The organism is Streptomyces sp. JJ38 (assembly GCF_019303475.1).
In the GTDB taxonomy this organism is placed as follows: Bacteria; Actinomycetota; Actinomycetes; order Streptomycetales; family Streptomycetaceae; genus Streptomyces.
Map to the genome: position 1 here is coordinate 1 of NZ_JABLSI010000057.1, position 18,612 is coordinate 18,612.

At 73.1% G+C, this 18,612-nt stretch carries 13 protein-coding genes; 4 read left to right on the top strand and 9 right to left on the bottom strand.

All coding sequences use genetic code 11. The annotated features are described in order from the left end of the window. A partial coding sequence (locus tag HPT28_RS23340; RefSeq protein ID WP_219093247.1) for a type I polyketide synthase occupies window positions 1–3,265 on the bottom strand: 3,265 nt, incomplete at its 3' end. Continuing rightward, window positions 3,262–4,617, bottom strand: coding sequence for an MFS transporter (locus tag HPT28_RS23345; RefSeq protein ID WP_219093249.1), 1,356 nt, complete (start codon window positions 4,615–4,617; stop codon window positions 3,262–3,264). The genes HPT28_RS23340 and HPT28_RS23345, both read right to left, overlap by 4 nt. Before the next feature lie 786 nt (window positions 4,618–5,403). On the opposite strand from HPT28_RS23345, the gene HPT28_RS23350 reads away from it, so the two are divergent. After that, window positions 5,404–7,104 carry an SPFH domain-containing protein gene (locus HPT28_RS23350; RefSeq protein WP_374227004.1) on the top strand — a complete coding sequence of 567 codons (1,701 nt, stop codon included), beginning with the start codon at window positions 5,404–5,406 and terminating at the stop codon, window positions 7,102–7,104. Continuing rightward, window positions 7,101–8,438, top strand: a complete 1,338-nt coding sequence (locus HPT28_RS23355) for an SPFH domain-containing protein (protein ID WP_219093253.1) — start codon at window positions 7,101–7,103, stop codon at window positions 8,436–8,438. The genes HPT28_RS23350 and HPT28_RS23355 overlap by 4 nt, the downstream gene beginning before the upstream one ends. Window positions 8,439–8,595: 157 nt before the next feature. On the opposite strand, the gene HPT28_RS23360 is transcribed toward HPT28_RS23355, so the two are convergent. Then, complete coding sequence (locus tag HPT28_RS23360; protein WP_219093255.1) at window positions 8,596–9,273, bottom strand: hypothetical protein; 678 nt, start codon at window positions 9,271–9,273, stop codon at window positions 8,596–8,598. A 209-nt stretch (window positions 9,274–9,482) separates the two neighbouring features. Here HPT28_RS23360 and HPT28_RS23365 point away from each other — a divergent pair, with 209 nt between their 5' ends. Beyond that, window positions 9,483–10,697 (top strand): cation:proton antiporter, encoded by a 1,215-nt coding sequence (locus tag HPT28_RS23365; protein ID WP_219093257.1) that lies wholly within the window; start codon window positions 9,483–9,485, stop codon window positions 10,695–10,697. Window positions 10,698–10,716: 19 nt separating this feature from the next. Here HPT28_RS23365 and HPT28_RS23370 read toward each other — a convergent pair whose 3' ends face one another. The 3 genes from HPT28_RS23370 to HPT28_RS23380 form a co-directional block, all read right to left on the bottom strand. After that, complete coding sequence (locus HPT28_RS23370; RefSeq protein ID WP_374227005.1) at window positions 10,717–11,268, bottom strand: potassium channel family protein; 552 nt, start codon at window positions 11,266–11,268, stop codon at window positions 10,717–10,719. Next, a complete protein-coding gene (locus tag HPT28_RS23375; RefSeq protein ID WP_219093259.1) occupies window positions 11,265–12,590 on the bottom strand; it encodes a chloride channel protein in 1,326 nt (441 codons plus the stop codon). Before HPT28_RS23375 ends, HPT28_RS23370 begins: the two co-directional genes overlap by 4 nt. Window positions 12,591–12,675: 85 nt before the next feature. Next, window positions 12,676–13,110 carry a hypothetical protein gene (locus HPT28_RS23380; RefSeq protein WP_219093261.1) on the bottom strand — a complete coding sequence of 145 codons (435 nt, stop codon included), beginning with the start codon at window positions 13,108–13,110 and terminating at the stop codon, window positions 12,676–12,678. Between the two features lie 270 nt (window positions 13,111–13,380). On the opposite strand from HPT28_RS23380, the gene HPT28_RS23385 reads away from it, so the two are divergent. Further along, window positions 13,381–14,835 (top strand): glyceraldehyde-3-phosphate dehydrogenase, encoded by a 1,455-nt coding sequence (locus HPT28_RS23385; RefSeq protein WP_219093263.1) that lies wholly within the window; start codon window positions 13,381–13,383, stop codon window positions 14,833–14,835. A 112-nt stretch (window positions 14,836–14,947) separates the two neighbouring features. On the opposite strand, the gene HPT28_RS23390 is transcribed toward HPT28_RS23385, so the two are convergent. Genes HPT28_RS23390 through HPT28_RS23400 form a run of 3 tightly spaced genes read right to left on the bottom strand, consistent with a single transcriptional unit; the run spans window position 14,948 to window position 18,501 of the window. After that, window positions 14,948–16,759, bottom strand: coding sequence for a choline/carnitine O-acyltransferase (locus HPT28_RS23390; RefSeq protein WP_219093266.1), 1,812 nt, complete (start codon window positions 16,757–16,759; stop codon window positions 14,948–14,950). Next, window positions 16,756–17,595, bottom strand: a complete 840-nt coding sequence (locus HPT28_RS23395) for a class I SAM-dependent methyltransferase (protein WP_219093268.1) — start codon at window positions 17,593–17,595, stop codon at window positions 16,756–16,758. Before HPT28_RS23395 ends, HPT28_RS23390 begins: the two co-directional genes overlap by 4 nt. Before the next feature lie 33 nt (window positions 17,596–17,628). After that, window positions 17,629–18,501 carry an arpA protein gene (locus HPT28_RS23400; protein ID WP_219093270.1) on the bottom strand — a complete coding sequence of 291 codons (873 nt, stop codon included), beginning with the start codon at window positions 18,499–18,501 and terminating at the stop codon, window positions 17,629–17,631. Window positions 18,502–18,612 lie beyond the last annotated feature (111 nt).

Consider the following 18,612-nt stretch of genomic DNA (forward strand, 5'->3'; position numbering starts at 1 on the left):
CGGCAGCGCGAGCCTCCCGGGCCGCCGGGGCCGCGGCCGGGATCGTCGGGGCGTCGGCCGCGGGCGCCTGGGCCTGCGGGCCGGAGCCGTTCTCACCGGCCGGGGGCTCACCGGCCGGGGCCTCGGTGGCCGGGGCCTCGGCGGCGCGGCCGCCGCGCTCGACGATCAGCCGTGCCAGCCGCAGCGGCGTGTCGGCCTCCTCGAACAGCTCGCGCATCCCCACCTTCACGCCGTAGCCGTGCTCCAGCTCCTGCAGCATGTTGATCATCTGCAGGGAGTCGGCGCCCAGGTCGAAGAAGGGCACCTCCGGGTCGCAGTCGGCGACGTCGACACCCAGATGTGTGGCCGTCCGCGCCCGCACGTCCGCCAGAATCGGCTCGAGTTCCCGCATCGTCTCCCCGTCTCCTTCGTCGGTTCCGGGCGTCGCCGCCACGGTGGGCTCGGCGAGTGCCGGCCCCGTCCAGTACCTCCGGCGCTGGAAGGCGTATCCGGGCAGCGGGATACGCCCGCCCCCGCAGCCCTCGAGCAGCTCCGCCCAGTGCACCGGGTAGCCCCGGCAGTAGTGGGCACCGAGTGCGTGCCACAGCGGGCGGGTCCCCGCCCCCGGACGCTGGGTGGGCAGGGCCGTGAGCCGCGGGGCCTCCCGGACGGCCAGCCCGCTCAGCACCGCGTCCGGCCCGAGCTCCTGGACGAGTCCGCAGCCCGCCGCCGTGAGTTCGGTCAGCACACGGTCGAAGCGCACGCTCTCCCGGGCGTGCCGGGCGAGCCAGTCGGCGTCCGGCGTGCTCCCGGCCGGGGCGAGGCCACCGCCCGGGCCGACGGCGTGGGGCACGCGGGCGGGCGCCCAGCCCACCGTGTCGGCCAGGGCGTTCAGCGCCGGCAGCACCGGGTCGACCATGCGGCTGTGGAAGGCCCGGTCCACCGCCAGCCGCCGGGCCCGTGTGTTCCGCCCGGCCAGCTCCCGAGCGGCCTCGTCGACGGCCGCCCCGGGACCGGCGACCACATGGTGCCGCTCGCCGTTCACCACGGCCAGGCACAGCCGCGGATGCCGGGTGAGCAGTGCGTCGACGGCGGCCCGGTCGGCGAAGACCGCCAGCATGCCGCCGGGGGCGCACTCCCGCTCCATCAGCCGTCCCCGCTCGGCGGTCAGCCGCAGCCCGTCCGTCAGGGACAGCACCCCGGCGGCGTGCAGGGCGGCGAAGTCGCCCACGCTGTGCCCGGCGACCAGGTCCGGCGCGGGGCCGAGTTCGCGCCAGAGCCGTACCTGGGCCGCCTGCAGGGCGTAGAGCGCCGGCTGACCGGTGCCGGTGCCCGGCGGCCGGTCGTCCTCCGCCCCCAGCAGTTCGGCCAGGAGGGACGCGTCGTACGCGTCCCGGTACTGCTCCTCGCAGGTGTCCAGCACCTCGCGCACGGGTGGGAACCGCGCGTACAGCTCCCTCGCCATGCCGCGCCGTGCCCCGCCCTGACCGCTGAACACCCACGCCAGCGGGGCCTGTTCCGCTCGCGGCGTCACCCCGCTGGACCAGCCGTCGCCGCTCGCGGGGGCCTCCGACGCCGGATCCTTGTCCCGCGCCCCGGCGGCGAGGAAGGCGTCCAGTGACCGGGCGACACCGGCCGGGTCCTCGCCGGTCAGGGCCAGCCGATGCCGCAGTGCGCGGCGGCCGAGCCCCAGCGTGGTCGCCAGGTCCGCCTGCCGGATGTCGGGGTGCAGGGCGAGGTGCCGCCGCAGCCGCCGTGCCCCGGCGACCAGCCCCGCGTGATCCCGCCCCGAGAGCGGCACGACGCCGGGCGCCGGAACAGCGGGAACAGCGGGAACAGCGGGAACAGCCGACGCCGCGGGGGCGGCCGGAGGGGCCGGGGCCGCGGGCGCCGGTGGGGTGGGTGTGCGGGCGGGCCGTGCCGTGCCGGTCGGCAGTGCCGTGCCCGGGACCGCGGTGCGGCTCGGGGGCTGCTCGACGATCGCGTGCGCGTTGGTGCCGCCCACCCCGAGCGAGGTCACCCCGGCCAGCCGTGGGCCGTCGCCCTCCGGCCAGCGGTGGGCGCGGGTGGGCAGGCGGAAGGGGCTGCCCTCCAGGGTCAGCAGCGGGTTGGGCGCGGTGAGTCCGGCCAGCGGCGGGATGGTGCCGTACCGGACGACCAGCGCGGCCTTGATCAACCCGGCCAGGCCCGAGCACACGTCCAGGTGGCCGATGTTGGCCTTCACCGAGCCCAGGGCGCAGTAGCCGGTGCGCGCGCTCTGCTCCCGGTGCACCCGGGCCAGCGCCGCGTACTCGATCGGGTCGCCCTTGTAGGTGCCGGTGCCGTGGGTCTCGACGTAGCCGAGCCGGTCCGCCGTGGTCTCCGCGGCGGCCAGCGCGGCCCGGATGACGGCGCGTTGACCGCCTGCGGAGGGCTCGGTGAAGTGCCGCTTCGCCCCGCCGTCGTTGTTCAGGGCGGTGCCGCGCAGCACCGCGTGCACGGTGTCGCCGTCGGCCAGCGCGCGGTCGAGGCGCTTGAGTACCACCGCGGCCACTCCGTTGCCGCCCACCGTGCCGTCGGCCTCGGCGCTGAACGGAAGGCAGCGGCCGGTGCGGGAGAGGATGCTTCCCTTGACGTGCGGGTAGCCCAGCACCTGGGGCACGTGCAGCGCGGCGGCGCCCACCAGCGCCAGGTCGGCGTCCCCGGTCAGCAGGGCCTGCCGGGCGAGGTGGACGGCCGCCAGCGAGCTGGAGCACGCGGTCTGCACGCCCAGCGCCGGGCCGGTCAGCCCGAGTCGGAAGGCCGTCCGGCTCGCGGTGAAGTCCGCGTAGCCGCCGACGGTCCGGTGCAGCCCGTACATCCAGCCCCCGTCGTCGGGGCCGGACAGCGACTGCTGGTGCAGGTAGGAGCGCAGTCCGTAGAGGTGGTAGCCGGTGCTGGCGTACACGGCGGTGCGCAGGCCGCGTTGGCCGCCCGCGTACCCGGCGTGTTCGAGGGCGTGGTGGGCGCACTCCAGGAACAGCCGCTGCTGGGGGTCGGTCAGCTCCGCCTCGGTGCCGCTCATGGAGAAGAACGGCGCGTCGAAGCGGTCGATGCCGGGGAGGGTGGCGGTCGCTCCGACGAAGTCCTCGGCCTCGGCCGTCTCGCGGGGCACCCCGGCCCCGACCAGCTCCTCGGGGGTGTACCGCCGGATGTGGCTGGTGCCGGAGCGGATGGTGCGCCAGAACGCCTCGGGGGAGTCGGCGCCCGGCAGCCGCAGGGCCATGCCGACCAGGGCGATCCGCCGCCGCGTGGCGCCGGCGCTCACGAGGTGACCCCGTCGTCGGTGCGGGCTGCTTCGGGGCGCCCGGACGTCGCCGTCCGGGCGCCCGGCAATGCGGCACCGGGCCCCTGCGCGGCGGCCTCGGCACCCCCGGCGTGGCCGGTGGCGGTCGCCAGCCGCCGGTGAGTCAGGAGCAGAGCGAGACCGCAGACCAGGGCCGCGCCGTGCATGACGCCGACCACCGTCAGCGGCGTGTACCGCTCCATCAGCGCGGCGCTGACGAGCATGCCGACGCCGAAGCTGGTGTTCTCCACCGTCACGCACAGCCCGAACACCGCGCCCCGCCGCTTCTCCGGAAGGGCCTGGAGCCGCGAGACGTAGGTGTTCTCGGTGAAGCCGTCGGCCGCGCCCGCGAGCAGCATCACCGGGATGGCCAGCCACAGCGGCAGGCCGGTGAAGGCCAGGATGAAGGCGGCCGACATCACCATGACACCCACCGCGAAGGCGCGCTCCGAGGGTGCCCCGTGCCGCTTGGCGTACCGGGTGACCAGCCGCTGGGCGAGGATGTTGCCCACCGCCCAGGTGGCCCAGAACTGGCTGATGAACACAGCCGGGTGCGCCGGGTCCAGTGCGCGGGACTGGATCGGCAGGCCCACGTTGTGCGCGGACGAGCCGAAGCCGTCCACGGCCCGGACCATCAGCAGCATCAGCACCAGCGGGTAGAGCCGCAGGAAGCCGAGGAGCGCCCAGCGGCCGAGCCACCCGGAGACCCGTCCCGCGCCCCGTGCCGAGCCCCGGCCCGGGGGCGCCCCCTCGCCCTCACCCTCGTCCTCCTCGTCGCCCGTGCGGGTGCGCAACGGCAGCCAGGCGAGGTTGAGCGCGGCCAGCAGGAAGGTTCCGGCGACCAGAACGAAGGCCGCGGTGTAGCCGAGCAGCGAGACGACGACGCCGGCCGACGCGAACCCGGCCACCATCGCCACCGAACGGCAGCTCGCCAGCAGCCCGTTGGCCCAGACGCGCTGATCGGCGCCGACCATGGCCGGGATCGCGGTCCGCAGGGCGACGGTGGAGGAGGTCGAACACAGCCCGGCCACGCACACCACCCCGTACAGCAGCGCGTTTCCGGCGGTGTTCTGGAGCACGGCCAGACTGAGCAGTGCTGTTCCCTGAGTGAGTTCGGCGACGACCAGGACCCGCTTGAGATCGAACCGATGGGACAGCGAGCCCATGAGCGCGCCGCCGGCCACCCCCGCGAACAGTCGGAGCGCCATCAGCAATCCGGTCTGGAGGGCGCTGCCGGTCGTCTCGTAGGCGAACAGGTTCAGTGCGATGAGATTGAGGAAGACGCCGTACGCGGAGACCGCGTGCCCGGCCACGAGGAAACGGAAGTATCGCACTGTGTGAATTTCCCTGCGCTGGAAAAGCGGTCACTGAATCCGGACGATTTCCCCATGGGAGAGCTCGAGGGAGAATATGCCCGGAGCAGGCTGTGCGCGTCAATGGTGCTCATGGCGCCAAGTGCCCGCTGTGGCAACGGAGTTCGGTGACAGTCCGTGAACGTCTCAGGTGCGGACGGGCGTGCGCGTGCCGGCGGTCCCGCGGCCTGGTACTCCGGAGTCCTGAACGTCGCGTTCGCTCAGCGGGGCACCGGCGGGTCGCACAGTGGGGCGTACCGTGCGGAAAGCCGGAAATCGGATCTTCCGTGTATGCCGGGCCGTGTCGTCCGTGCTGTGGCGTTCTTGGCCACCGTGGTGCGCGTGGGCGCGGCGGACTCCCCAGGGCCGGTGGAGAACCGGAAAACGGGAAAGGAAACAGCGGTAGCGCGGCGCCGTCGCCACCCGGATACGCCCGCCGATCCGTTTTTCCACCAGCGGCGCCGGACTCGACGACAGGCCGTGGAACACGGGTATCCGCCGGATTCCGGAAATCCGCCGCCGTCTTCTCCGGACTCCCGTCCCCCGGCCCCGCGGCGCGGACGGAACCCGCTGCGTCATCCTGCTGTTCCGCCGCCGCCCGGTTACGGAGGATTCGCCCACGCCCGAAAGGCAACGAAGGTCTTGCCGTGCTGTAACAGTCGGGGCCCGGTGGTTCGCGGTGCGACGTCCGTGGTGTGAGATGGCGGTGACGTACGACACGACAGAGGGGGAACCGTGGCGCAATCACGGGCGCAGAACCTTCGAAGGGTGGCTTCGGCGGTGGCTTCCGGCGCCGACCCACGGCAGGTGGCCGAGGAGGAGCTCCGGCGGCGCGCCGGCGGCTCCCACGGCGGGCGGCGGAGCCCGCAGGAGCAGGGCGGGGCCGGCGAGGAGGAGCGGGAGCCGCGGTCCGAGGGGATGGACCCGGCGGACTTCCCGGCGGCCCGGGAGCAGGGCGGCTCGATCGCCACCGTGATGGCGCAGCGGACCGTGCCGCTCGACGAGGCGGGCGAGGCCCTCAACCAGAGCGGGCAGGAGGGCACACGCGGCGAGCAGACACACGTGATCTGCCCGATGGTGCTGCCGAAGGGGCGCTCGTTCCTGAGCATGCTCCCCGTCTTGTCCCTGCTGGTCCTGGGGGCGATCGGGACCGCCGTGGTGGCGACCGTGGACGACTCCCCGCTCACGAACCCGCTCTTCGGGCTCCACTACTGGTTCGTCGCCGTGGCCGCGGTCGCCTTCGTCTGGTGGCGGCAGGGCATGGTGATGGTCCCGGACGGGTGCCAGGCCCTGATCACCCGGTTCGGGAAGCTGGAGACGGTCGTCGGGCCCGGACGGGTCGTCCTGATCAGCCCGTGGAAGCGGGTGTCGTACATCGTCAACACCACCCGCGAGTACCCGTTCAACGCGCCGGTGCGCGAGGCGCCCACCAAGGGCGGGGTCAAGGCGTCGATCGACCTCTTCATCCAGTTCCGCATCAGCGACCCGACCGAGTTCGTCTACACGCTCGGCGCGGTGCGCGGCTTCGAGGAGAAGCTCAGCAACGCCGTCAGCGAGACGATCCGCAGCCTCATCTACGAGCAGGAGGCGGCCGGAATCTACGACATGGTCGGCGAGGACACCGGGCGGCTGCTGGAGCAGCTCAACCAGCAGTTCCGGCCGGCGGTCGAGCTGACGAACGCGAACATCACGCACGCCGAGCCCGCCGACCGCGGCTACCGCATGGACCTGGCCGCCCCGGAGATGGTCCGGATGGCCAAGGAGGCCTACACGCACGAGTACGCGCTGATGCTGCGCAAGGAGCAGGACGAGGGCGACCTGACCAAGGAGCTGGCGGCCAGCCACGAGACGCTCTCCGCGATCAAGGCGGAGATCGCGCAGTACCAGGCGCAGATGGACACCGCCGTGGAGCGCGAGACCAACCGGGCCGAGGCGCTGGCCCGTCAGCGGTACGTGCAGGCGGAGTCCGAGGCGAAGGCCAACGCCGCGCTGCTGGAGGCCCAGGCCCTCGACATCCGGGCGGTGACGGCGGCCGAGGCGCCGGAGATCCTGGAGTACCGCTACCAGCAGCAGGTCCTCGACGCCCTGGAGCGGGTCGCCGAGCACCTGCCGCGCCTGGTCCGCATCGGCGGCACCGGGGACGGCGACGCCGCCGGGGTCGACTTCCTGCGGCTGGCCCGCGAGCTGGTGGGCGAGCACGGGGACGAGCTGTTCTCCGAGGGCGACATGGCGGCCGTGCGCGAGCGGCTCGCCGAGGTGGGCGAGCGGATCGCCGCGCGGGAGAGCGAGGTGCAGGCGCTGCTGGCCGCCGACCGGCCGACGGTGCCGGCGGAGGCCGCCGCGGCGCCCGCCGGCACCGGGAGCGGTGACCCCGCCGACCTCGCCGGGGCTTCACCGGCCGCCACCGACGACCCCGGCGTCCCTGACGTCACCGGCGTCACCGACTTCTCCGAGGAGGCCGACAAGTGAGCAGCACCCATGTGAACCGAAGGTCGGTCATCTCCGAGGCCGTGGCGCCCTGGAGCGAGGTGGCCCAACTGCTGCGCGGCGGCGAGGCGGGGACGCTGATCCCGGTCATCATCCCGCGCCACCGGCGTCGGCTCTGGTGGATGCTGCCGCTGTGGCTCGGCCTGTTCGCGCTGCTGTCCAGCGTCATGCTGACGGTGCGTGAGTCGGGGGCCGACGGGGTGTCCGACACCGCCTACGGCGCCCTCGCCGGGTTCTCCTACACGGTCGGCGTGCTGCTGCTCGTACTCGGCCTGCTGTGGTGGTGGCGTTCCTCGATCGTCGAGATCGAGCAGGGCACCCACGGCGTCCTGACCCGGTACGGCGCCGTCACGCGCACGCTGGACGCGGGCCGCCACTACCTGTGGCACCCCTGGTCGCGGGTCGACTTCGTGGTCGACACGGCCACCGAGATTCCGTATTCGGCCCCGGTCATGGCCTGCCCCACGCGGGAGAACGTGCCGCTGAGGTCGATCGAGTTCTTCCTGAAGTTCCGCATCACCGACGCGGTGCTCTTCGTCCGGACGATCGGCGCGGGCAACTTCGACCTGGTGCTGTCCAGCGCCGTCCAGGACGCCATCCGGCAGCGGGCCCGGCAGGTGCAGACCGAGCGCGCCTACGACCTGCGCGGCTCGGACGTGGCGGACATGCAGGAGCTCCTCAACCACCTGCTCTCCCGCTACGGCGTGCGCATCACCGGTTCCAACATCCCGGACGTCCAGCTCCCGGCCCAGTACCAGCAGCACCTGGCCACCCGGGAGCGGGTCGCCAAGGAGCGCACGGCCTACGACCAGGAGTGGGGCCTCACCCGCAAGCGTCGGATCGACAGCCTCGGCATGGACATCGAGCGGGCCAAGAAGGTGCGCGACGCGCGCATCGTCGAGGTGCGGGCCGCCCTCAACCGCGCTCGTGAGGAGGTCGCCCAGCTGCTGGAGGAGCAGGAGACCAACGCGCAGCGGGTGCGGTTCGAGATCGAGACGCGCGGCCGCAGCGGGCTCATCGCCGCCGAGAACGAGGCTCGCGCGCAGCGCGCCCTCGCCAAGGCGTACCGCGACAACCGCGCGGTGCTGCAGTACGAGTTGGCCCGCCGGCGGCTGGACGTGGGTGCCGAGCTGGCGGCGAAGGCGCCGCGGCCGGTGGTCGTCCGCACCGACGGCGGCGGTGGGGACGGCTCCGCGCTGTCGACGCTGCTCGCCGCGCAGCTGCTGCCGAGGATGACGGCGCTGCCGTCGGGCGGGTCCCTGCCCGACGGCGAGGACGCCGCCCGGGCCGACGCGCCGGAGGAGGGCACCTGGTGACGCCGGTACCGGCCTGACCGTCCGGCCGAGGGCGTGTCACCCGTGCGGCCGCACGGGTGACACGCCCTCGGCGCTTGCGCACGCCGCGCAAGGCGCCGGTCAGGGGAGGGGGAAGAGGGCGGGTTCGCGCTCCACCGTCTCCGTTCCAGCCGCGGCGTCAGATCTCGATCGGGAACGTGAGCAGCAAGACCACCGCCGAGAGCAGGGTGACGATCGTGAGGGAGAGCAGGAGGACCCTGCTGCGGCCCCGCGACGCCCGTTGGGTCAGAGTGGCGAAGAACAGGACCAGCGCGAAGAGGACGGCGGTGAGGACGTAGTTGTCGGAGCGCTGGTTCGACTGCCTCGCCTTGGCGGAGAGGCTCTCGGCCTCCTTCAGCAGTGTCTCTGCCTTGTCCAGGGCGGCTGGGCGGTACTCGGGCATGGCGAACGGCGTCGACGGTGCGTCCGGGTCGCTCAGCGGTCTGGTGTCCAGCCACGCCTGTACCGCGGGCTTGAACTCGGTGCGGAACCGGTTGAACAACTCGCCCGAGAGGGTGTCGGGGTCGGGCTCGTAGTCGTCGAGGGAGGATTTCCTGTCCTCCGCGTCCCGCTCTTCCTGCAAGGCCGCGAGCCAGTCCGTGAAGGTGATCACGTCGATGGTGACGAACTGTCCGGCCGCGGTGGACTCACGGGTCGACTCCGTGCGGGACGCCGACGCCTGCGCGTAGGAGTTCGTCTGAACGCCGCCCCACTTGGCGCTCTGGAAGCCGGCCCAGGCCGTGCCCACGGCCGCCAGCGCGATGACGGCCGTCAGGATCAGCTCGTGCCACCCGTCCAGGGGCTCTCTCTCCGTCACCCTTGGATCGTGGGCCCAGACCGCCGCGCGGCGCGAGTTTTGTACGGCCTCTCAGGGGAGGTGTGCCGGTCCGGCGAAACACCCCGGACGATGCCGTGAACCCCGTGGACCCCGGGGCCCCGTCCGGACCCGCCCCTGTGGCCGTCCGCCCGGTCGGTCGCCCGCGCGGGGTCCGGGTCAGATATCCGTGATGTCAGAGAATGCGCGGTATGACGCATCCGGAGACCCTCATCCTGATCATGGCCGTGGCGGTGCTCGCCCCGCTGCTGGCCTACGGCGCGGGGCGCTGGGTCCGCGTGCCGCTGGTGATCTTCGAGATCACGCTCGGCATCCTCATCGGGCCCGACGTGCTGGGCTGGGCCGAGACCGGGGAGGTACTCGACGTGCTGGCCGAACTGGGGCTGGCCATGCTCATCTTCCTCGCCGGCTACGAGCTCGACTTCGCCGAGGTGCGCGGCGGCATCCTGCGGCGCTCGGTCTGGGCCTGGCTGCTCGCCCTGGCCGTCGGCATCGGCCTGGCACTGCTGCTCACCGGCGCGGACGTCGACCGCGGCGTCGTCATCGGCACCGCGCTCACCAGCACCGCTCTGGGCACCGTGTTGCCGATCATCCGGGACGCGGGGGACCTCGACGGGCCGTTCGGTACCGTCGTCCTCGCGTTCGGCGCGGTCGGCGAGTTCGGGCCGATCATCGCCATGGCACTGCTGCTCGGGGGGCGGCAGCCGCTCGAGTCCGCGGCGGTGCTCGCCGCCTTCGCGCTGCTCACGGCGGCCGCCGTGGTGTGGGCGCTGCGTCCCCGGCCGCCGTGGTTCGCGGACATCGTCACCAGGACGCTGCACACCAGCGGGCAGTTCGCCATGCGTTTCGTCATGCTGCTGCTGGTCTGCATGCTCGGCCTGTCGGCCGCGTTCGGCCTCGACGTCCTGCTCGGCGCCTTCGCCGCGGGCATGCTCACGCGTCTCGTCCTCACCGGTGCGGCGCCCGAGAGCAGCGCGGCGGTCCTGAGCCGGATCGAGGCCGTGGGATTCGGCTTCCTCGTCCCGCTGTTCTTCGTCGTCACCGGCATCGAGTTCGACCTCGACTCGCTCCTGTCCGGCGGGCGGGCGCTGGCGCTCCTGCCCGTCTTCCTGCTGCTCTTCCTCGTCGTCCGCGGGCTGCCCGCCTTCGCCCTGGCGCCGCCGGGGCTACCCCGCGCGGACCGCGGTGCGCTGGCCCTGTACTCCTCCACCTGCCTGCCGCTGGTCGTCGCCATCACCGCGATCGGGCTGGACGGCGACGTCATCGGCCCCGACGAGGCCGCGGCGCTCGTCGGGGCGGCCATGGCGTCGGTGCTGCTCTTCCCGTTGCTCGCGCTGCGGGTCCGCCGGACGGCCGTCCGCCCGGAACGGGCCCAGGAGGTGCGGGGGGCCTCGGAGTCCTGGTGAGCCGGGGACGGGCGCGGGCTCAGCCCTCGGCGTCGCCGTCCCGCCGGGAGTGTTCGAGCCGGCTGCGCACGTGGCGGGACAGGGCGGTCGCGGCCGAGGTGAGGAAGGCGAAGGTGTAGACGATCTGCACCATGGCGACCACGCGTGCGCTCTGCCCGCTGGGACTGATGTCGCCGTAGCCGACGGTGGCCAGCGTGACCACGGTGAAGTACAGCGCGTCGACCCGGGTCTCCAGCCCGTCGAACTCGCCCGGCTGCCGGGCGAGTGCGAAGTAGGCGGTGGCGAACACGAGGACCGTCACACACATCAGCCCCACGATGGCCAGCCCCGCGCGGGTGTCGCCGCGCTCGGTGAGGACGTTGCGGATCTGCCGCAGCAGCAGGGCCGCGATCAGGGCCAGCGCGACCGAGAAGACGGCCCAGCTCAGGGTCGGGCGGTCGGGCCCGAGGTGGCCGAGGGGCAGCGAGAAGTACGCCGCGACCAGCGCGGCGGCACCCGCGGTCAGAAGGGGCCAGCGCCATGGTGCGAGCCGGGTCCGGGCCGTGGCGCGGTCGGGCCGGGCCGGGCTCACGGCGCACCGCCCGTCCGGGCCTCCCGGCGCCGGGGCCACTGTGTGACGAGGACGGCGACGACGGCCGCGACGACGATCAGCGGCATCTGGTCGTAGGCGTCCTGGCCGAGCAGCAGCGCGGCGAGGACGGCGCCGCTCAGGGGGAGCCCGAGCACCGCGGCCCCGCTCGCCGCGAGGCCCGCGGCGAGGGCGGGGGCGGGGCCCAGGCCGGGCAGCCCGGAGCAGGCCACGCCCACCGCGGCCCCCAGCAGGAGGGCGGGGAAGACGGGCCCGCCCCGGAAGGCGCCGAGGCAGACGCCCCAGGCCAGGCCCTTGCACAGGACGAGCGCGGCCAGGGCCGCGACGGACCAGGCGTGCGGGTCCGCGGCCAGTTCGGCGAGCGTCGCCTGCCCGGAGAGCGCGGCCTCGGCGGGGTCGCGGCCGGTCAGCAGGGCGTAGCCGGAGAGGGCGCCCCCGACGGCGAGGCCGCACGCGACGGTGCGTGGCGCGGTGTGCCGGGCCGTCCAGTGGGCGGTGAGGTGGCCGAGCCGGCGCCCGAGGACGACCAGCAGGGCGACGAGCACGGCGACCGGTACGCCCCACAGGAAGTCCCCCGCGTCGGGCCGGGCGCCGGGCGGCACGGCGGGCAGGCTGAGGGCGCCGGTCTCCAGCCCCGTCCACTGGCCGAAGCCGGTGAAGACGAGGGCTCCGCCCGCGCTGGCGAGGAGGCAGGGCAGGAGCAGGACGACGAGTCGCGGCCCGGCGAGCGCCGCCGACTCGACGACGAGGACGGCCGCCACGAGGGGGCCGCCCAGGATGGTGGAGATGGCGGCGGTGGAACCGGTGGTGGCCAGGACGGCGGTCGAGCGCTTGTCGGTGCCCCGGGGGAGGTGGCGGGCGACGAGTAGCGCGAGGCCGCTGCCGACGGCCATGAGCGGGGCTTCCGGGCCGAGGACCACCCCGAGCGGCAGGGCGGTCAGCGTGGCGAGGACGACGCCGGGCACGGCTTTGGGGCCGATGGGGCTGCCGCCGAGCCCGCGCACCGGCAGATGTCCGCCGCGCCCGGGTGTCCGCGTCACGATCGGCGCGAGGGCGAGCCCGGCGGTGAGCAGCGCGGGCAGTGGCCACCACCACGGGGCGTGCTCGTAGCCGAGCCGCCGGGGCAAGGTCTCCCACACGGCCTCCTGGAGCGTGTGCTGGAGCCCGACGAAGAGGAAACAGGCGAGCGCGACGGGGATTCCCAGCAGGGTGCACAGCAGGAGGAGCCGGAGGTAGCCGCGGCTCAGCAGCACCTGGTGCAGGGCGGGTTCGGCGGGGCTCGGCGCCGCGTCGGCAGTGGTCATCGCGGCGCTCGCCCCCTCGGGCTCGCGCGGCCCGGCGCCGGCAAGGGCGCCGGGCGGGGGTCACGAGGGCGGGGCGGGCGGTGGCTCAGAAGGCCCTCTTCCGTCCGGTGTCGGTGGTCAGGGCCCAGATGATGAACACGGCGATCGCGATGGCCACCACGGACCAGACCGGCTGGTAGGGGAGCCACATGAACTGCGCGATGGCGACGAGGACCGCCAGCGCCACGCCGACGCCGCGCGCCACGGCCGCGCCCGTGAGCACACCCAGGCCGGTGAGGGCCACGAGCGCGCCGAGGACCAGGTGGATCCAGCCCCAGGTGGTCAGGTCGAACTCGTAGACGTAGTCGCCGACGCGGGCGTACACGTCGTCCTCGGCGATGCCCGCGATCCCGACGAGGATGCTCATGGCGCCGACCGTGAGCATCAGGACACCGGCGAAGATCACTCCGCCGGAGAGGTCGGAAGCCTCGGTGCTCGCGTGGCGGGTGGAGCCTGCCGTGTTGTGCGGGGTGTCGGCCATGGTCGTCCTCTCCGTCCTTCGGCCCCCGAGCCGTCGCCGCCGCCATTCGGCGGCAGGACCCGATCCTGGGCGACCGGCCTGGCCGCGGCGAGCTGTGCTGGCCCGTCCGGGTGAGGGGGAGCGCGAGCGGGAACGACGGCGTCGCCCGTGCCCGGAATCGGGTTTCCGCAGGTGGGGCTGGTGGTGGTCGCGTTCGCGGTGGTCCCGTTTCACGCTCGAAGAGGCGCCCGGTAGCATCATCTGAGCGCCGCCTAGCTCGAAAGATGAACAGTGACTGTCAACGAGGACACGTTCACCAACTGGAAGCACCGCGAGGAGATCGCGGAGTCGATGATTCCGATCATCGGCAAGCTGCACCGCGAGCGGGACGTCACGGTCCTGCTGCACAGCCGCTCCCTGGTGAACAAATCGGTCGTCAGCATCCTGAAGACCCACCGTTTCGCCCGGCAGATCGCCGGTGAGGAACTGTCGGTCACCGAGACGCTGCCGTTCCTGAATGCTCTGACCACGCTCGATCTCGGCCCGTCCCAGATCGACATCGGCATGCTCGCAGCGACGTACCGGGCCGACGACCGTGGCCTGTCGGTGGAGGAGTTCACCGCCGAGGCCGTCGCCGGGGCCACGGGAGCCAACAAGATCGACCGCCGCGAGTCGCGCGATGTCGTCCTCTACGGGTTCGGCCGCATCGGCCGGCTGGTCGCCCGGCTGCTCATCGAGAAGGCGGGCTCCGGCAACGGCCTGCGGCTGCGCGCCATCGTCGTGCGCCGGAGCGGGACGACGGACGGCGCGGACCTCGTCAAGCGCGCCTCCCTGCTGCGCCGCGACTCCATCCACGGCCAGTTCCAGGGCACGATCACCGTTGACGAGGCGAACAGCAAGATCATCGCCAACGGCAACGAGATCAAGGTGATCTACTCCGACGATCCGACGTCGGTGGACTACACGGCGTACGGCATCAAGGACGCCATCCTCGTCGACAACACCGGCAAGTGGCGCGACCGCGAGGGGCTCTCGAAGCACCTGCGCCCCGGCATCGACAAGGTCATCCTGACCGCGCCCGGCAAGGGTGACGTGCCCAACATCGTGCACGGCGTCAACCACGACACGATCAAGCAGGACGAGCAGATCATCTCCTGTGCGTCCTGCACCACGAACGCGATCGTGCCGCCGCTGAAGGCGATGGCGGACGAGTACGGGGTCCTGCGGGGCCACGTGGAGACCGTCCACTCGTTCACGAACGACCAGAACCTGCTGGACAATTACCACAAGTCGGACCGCCGTGGCCGCTCGGCGCCGCTGAACATGGTCATCACCGAGACGGGTGCCGCCTCCGCCGTGGCGAAGGCCCTGCCCGACCTCCAGGCCAAGATCACCGGCAGCTCGATCCGCGTCCCGGTCCCGGACGTCTCGATCGCGATCCTCAACCTCCAGCTCGCGCGCGAGACCAACCGCGACGAGGTGCTCGACTACCTCCGCAACGTCTCGCTCACCTCGCCGCTGAAGCGTCAGATCGACTTCATCAGCGCCCCCGACGCCGTCTCCAACGACTTCATCGGTTCGCGCCACGCCTCGATCGTCGACGCCGGTGCCACCAAGGTCGACGGCGACAACGCGATCCTCTACCTCTGGTACGACAACGAGTTCGGCTACTCCTGCCAGGTCGTCCGCGTCGTCCAGTACGTCTCCGGCGCCGAGTACCCGACGTATCCGGCTCCCCTGGCCTGACGAGAGGCCGGCACCCGGCCGCCCGGCCCAGGGCGGTCGCCGGGCACCACGCGCGACGCCCCTCGGTCCGTCCGAGGGGCGTCGCGCCGTGTGGGCCGGGCGTGGGCCGGGATCAGCTAGCGGGCCGCTCGCCCGCGAGGAGCTCCCGCAGCTCGGCCACGGCGGCGCGCAGCTCGGCGGCGAAGGTGTGCATCTGCGCCGCGACCGGAGCCGGGGTGCTCAGGTAGACGTGGAAGCGGTCGGGGAGCAGGACGTAGGCGACTCCGATGCACTGCGTGCTGGTGGAGCCGAAGCCGAAGTACCGGATGTGCGTGGACGGGGCGGAGCTGGTGCTCAGGAAGTCGTCGCGCATGATCTGCCAGCCCGGGGAGCGGTAGAGGGCCGGCTGCGGCCCGCCGCGGCGGCGCTGGATCAGCTCCAGCTCCCACAGGTGCTGTTCGGGGGCCCGGCCCGTCTGGCACTCCCTGGCCCGTTCGACGTGCGCCGTGGCGGCGGCCCGGAAGGCGGCGCGGCGGGTCTCGGCAGAGGCCGTGTCGTTCTCCATCGCGGCCACGAAGCCCTGCATCTGCGGGGTGACGACCCGCATGGCCTCGGTACGGCCGTGCCGGTACTGGCGGGTGGCGATGGACTCGTAGGTCGCGCCCAGACGTCCCTTGGCCCGCTGGTGGGCGAGCTGGTAGGCACACTGGACGAAGGCGTCGGGGGAGACGCCGAGGGCCTTGGCCGTGCCGCTGCCGAAGTCCGGGAACGCCACCGTGGCGGTGGCCGTGGCCTCGCCGTAGGCGGCGAAGGACTCGGCGGCCGAGCGCACCAGGGCGCGCAGCTCCTCGTCCAGGACGAAGCTGATCGGCTCCAGGGCGGGGAGGCCCTGGGCGGCGGCTCCCGAGCGTTCGGCGTGCTCCTGGGCGGAGGCGCCGAGGAGGGCGTCGACAAAGCCGAGGATCGTCGTGCCGTCCAGCTCGCAGTGCTCGACGTTGATGCCCGCGCGGCCGTCCGCGAAGACGACGAGGGTCACGGCCTTGTCGAACCAGCGGTTCCCGCGGTCGCCGTGGAGGAGCTCGTCACAGGCGGCCTGCTCGTCCGCGGGCGCGAAGTCCTCCAGGGAGAGGCAGAAGAGGGCGGTCTCGACGTCGTCCAGGGCCTCGGCGTTGCGCGGGTCGAGGGCCAGGAGCGAGGAGCGGGCGGCGGCCCACTCGGCCCTGGCCATCGTGGTGAGGTGGCCGACGGGCGCGGGCTCCCGCTCGGTGGCCGCCTTCGTGACGTGGCACAGCCCGGCTTCGAGGTCCTCCAGGGAGTACGGGACGCCGTCGGGGCCGATCACGTCCATGCGGTACATGGTGCCGCGGTGGAAGACGACGATGTGCCGGGCCTCCGAGGGACCGGGCCACGCCTCGGTGTACGGGGCGCGGACGGTGTCCTGCTCGGCGCCGGGGATGCGGGTGGTGGAGAACAGGTACCGGTTCTGCACCATGGACTGCGGCACCCCGCGCTGCGTCACGGGCGGCAGCTGCCCGCGGTCGATCGAGCGCTTGTAGTCCAGCGCGCCCGCGACGAGCCCGGCCGCCCGGGGGATCTGGGCCCCGCCGCCGTCCGCGCGGTCCTCACCGTCCGCGTGGTCCGCGAAGAGGAAGAAGAAGTTCGCGTTGAGTGCGATCCGGTCGCGGCGGCCCAGGTAGCGGTAGGGCCAGAAGGTGTCGAGCCAGCTGTGCACGCCTTCGGCGGCGTCGTACTCGGCCAGCGCGGCGTGCAGGGCGCGGCCGGGGCCGTCGGGGGCGAGGAAGGCGGCGACCTCGGCCTCGGTGGCCGCCAGCTCCTCGGCCGTCAGCAGCGGCGCGCACCAGGTGAGGAAGCGCTCGCAGCTCTCCTCCAGCGTGGGCAGGGGAACGCGCGGCAGCTCGGCTTCATGTCCGAAGGTGCTGTTCAACGGGGCTCTCGATTCACGTTGTCGGAACGGGACGCGGTGGGGCGGGACAGGTAGAGGTGCGCGTACATCCAGCCTTCCGCCTCCAGACCGCTCGGGTCCACCCCGGCGTCCGCCATGCCCTCCAGCAGGCGGGCCTGCTCCTCGGGAGAGGCGAACCGGCGCTGCCGGAAGAAGCCGTCGACGCGGGTGGTCTCGTAGCCGAGGTCGGCGAGAGCGGCGTCGATGGGGTCGAAGGGGAACATGCGCAGCATGAAGTGGGCCATCCACGGGCGCCGCTCGCCCTGGGCCCGGAGGACGCGGACCAGGGTGCGCTCGGAGACGTAGCCGAGCGCACCGGTGGAGACGATCAGGTCCGTGCCCGCGAGGGCGTCGCGCTGCGGGGGCGTGAGCTCGTCGCGCTCCAGGTCGGCGCGGACGGCGCCGTCGAGGAACCCGGCCTCGCGGGCGTAGGCGAGGGCCTCGGCGGAGGAGTCGAGCCCGACGACCCGCACGGCGGGGCCCGCCGGGTGGGCGGCCAGCTCGCGGTCCTGGGCGAGGAGCGCCTCGCGGGTGCGGGTGTCCGGCTCCCGCGGGCAGTAGCGCGCGTACAGCTCGTCCAGGGTCATGTCGTACTTCAGCAGCGCGGCGTTGATGCCGTACGAGCAGCCGATGTCGAGCACCTGCGGCACCGCCACGCCCCGGGCGTCGCGGTACTCGCGCACGAGCTTGGCGAAGTAGGGCTTGGCGTGCTGCGGGATGGCGTAGCCCAGGGGATGGAAGGCCCGGAAGTACGGGCGCGGGTCAGGCTGGTTGTAGACGTGGTCGAGCGAGACTTTGCCGTTCGCGTCGAGACGCACAGGTACGGGCCTCCGTCGGTAACCGTCGGTTCGTCAGTCGAGCAGCCGGTCGCCCCGGACGGCCTGGCCCCGGGCCGCCGCCAGGTGTTCTGGCAGGACGCGGCCGAAGAGCTGCCGGGTGCGGGCGACGCTGCCGACGACCCCGGGGCGCTCGCTGTACGCGAAGATCGCGGAGTGGCGTGCGATCGCGCCCCGCACGGGGCTGACACGGTGCAGCGAGAAGCGGCCCTTGAACAGTTGCAGATCACCGGGGTGAAGCGGAAGACGGCGTACCAGGCGTTCACCTTCCCCGGCGAGCACGGCTCGCACGTCGTCGAAGCGCTCGTCGTCGGCGGTCCTGATGCCCGGGCAGTACTCGAAGACCCCGCCGGCGTCGGGTTCCTGGGTGAGCATGCTGACGGTGAACTCGTTGGTGTCGAAGTGCCAGGGGTGCTCCATGCCGGGCCCCACGACGTTGAGCACGAGGCCGGAGAGCGGGTCGGCCAGCTCGTGGAGCCGGGGCAGCCCGAAGCAGCGGGCGAGGAAGTGCTGGAAGGCGGGGTCGCGGTAGAGGAGGTCGATGAGCGAGCCGTGTGGGACGCGGTCCCGGGGCACGAAGGCGTTGCCCCGCTGGAAGGTCCGCCGGCCGGGGTGGCCCTCGGGCAGCTCGGAGTCGACGGGAATGTTGTAGACGTTGACGGTCTCGACGTCGTAGTGGGCCTGCGGGGCGATGGCGGCGCACTCGCGCCGCAGCGCGTCGAGCAGTCCGGGGCGCACGAAGTCGGGCAGCACGGTGCAGCCGAGAGTGTCGAGGTCCCGGCGGGCGCGGGCGACGACGGCCGCTCCCGTCGGACCGTCGAGCTCGGCCAGGGGGTACCGGGCCGTGTCGACGGCGTGGTCGAGCGTCATGCCGTTCAAGGTGCTCATGCGTTCCTCTCCGACCTTCCGGCGGGGCGCGGGGCCGTCGCGGGCCGTCGCTGCCGGGGCATAACTCTACTGATGAGTAATGCAGTTGAACTTCCCACAGTGTCGCCTGCT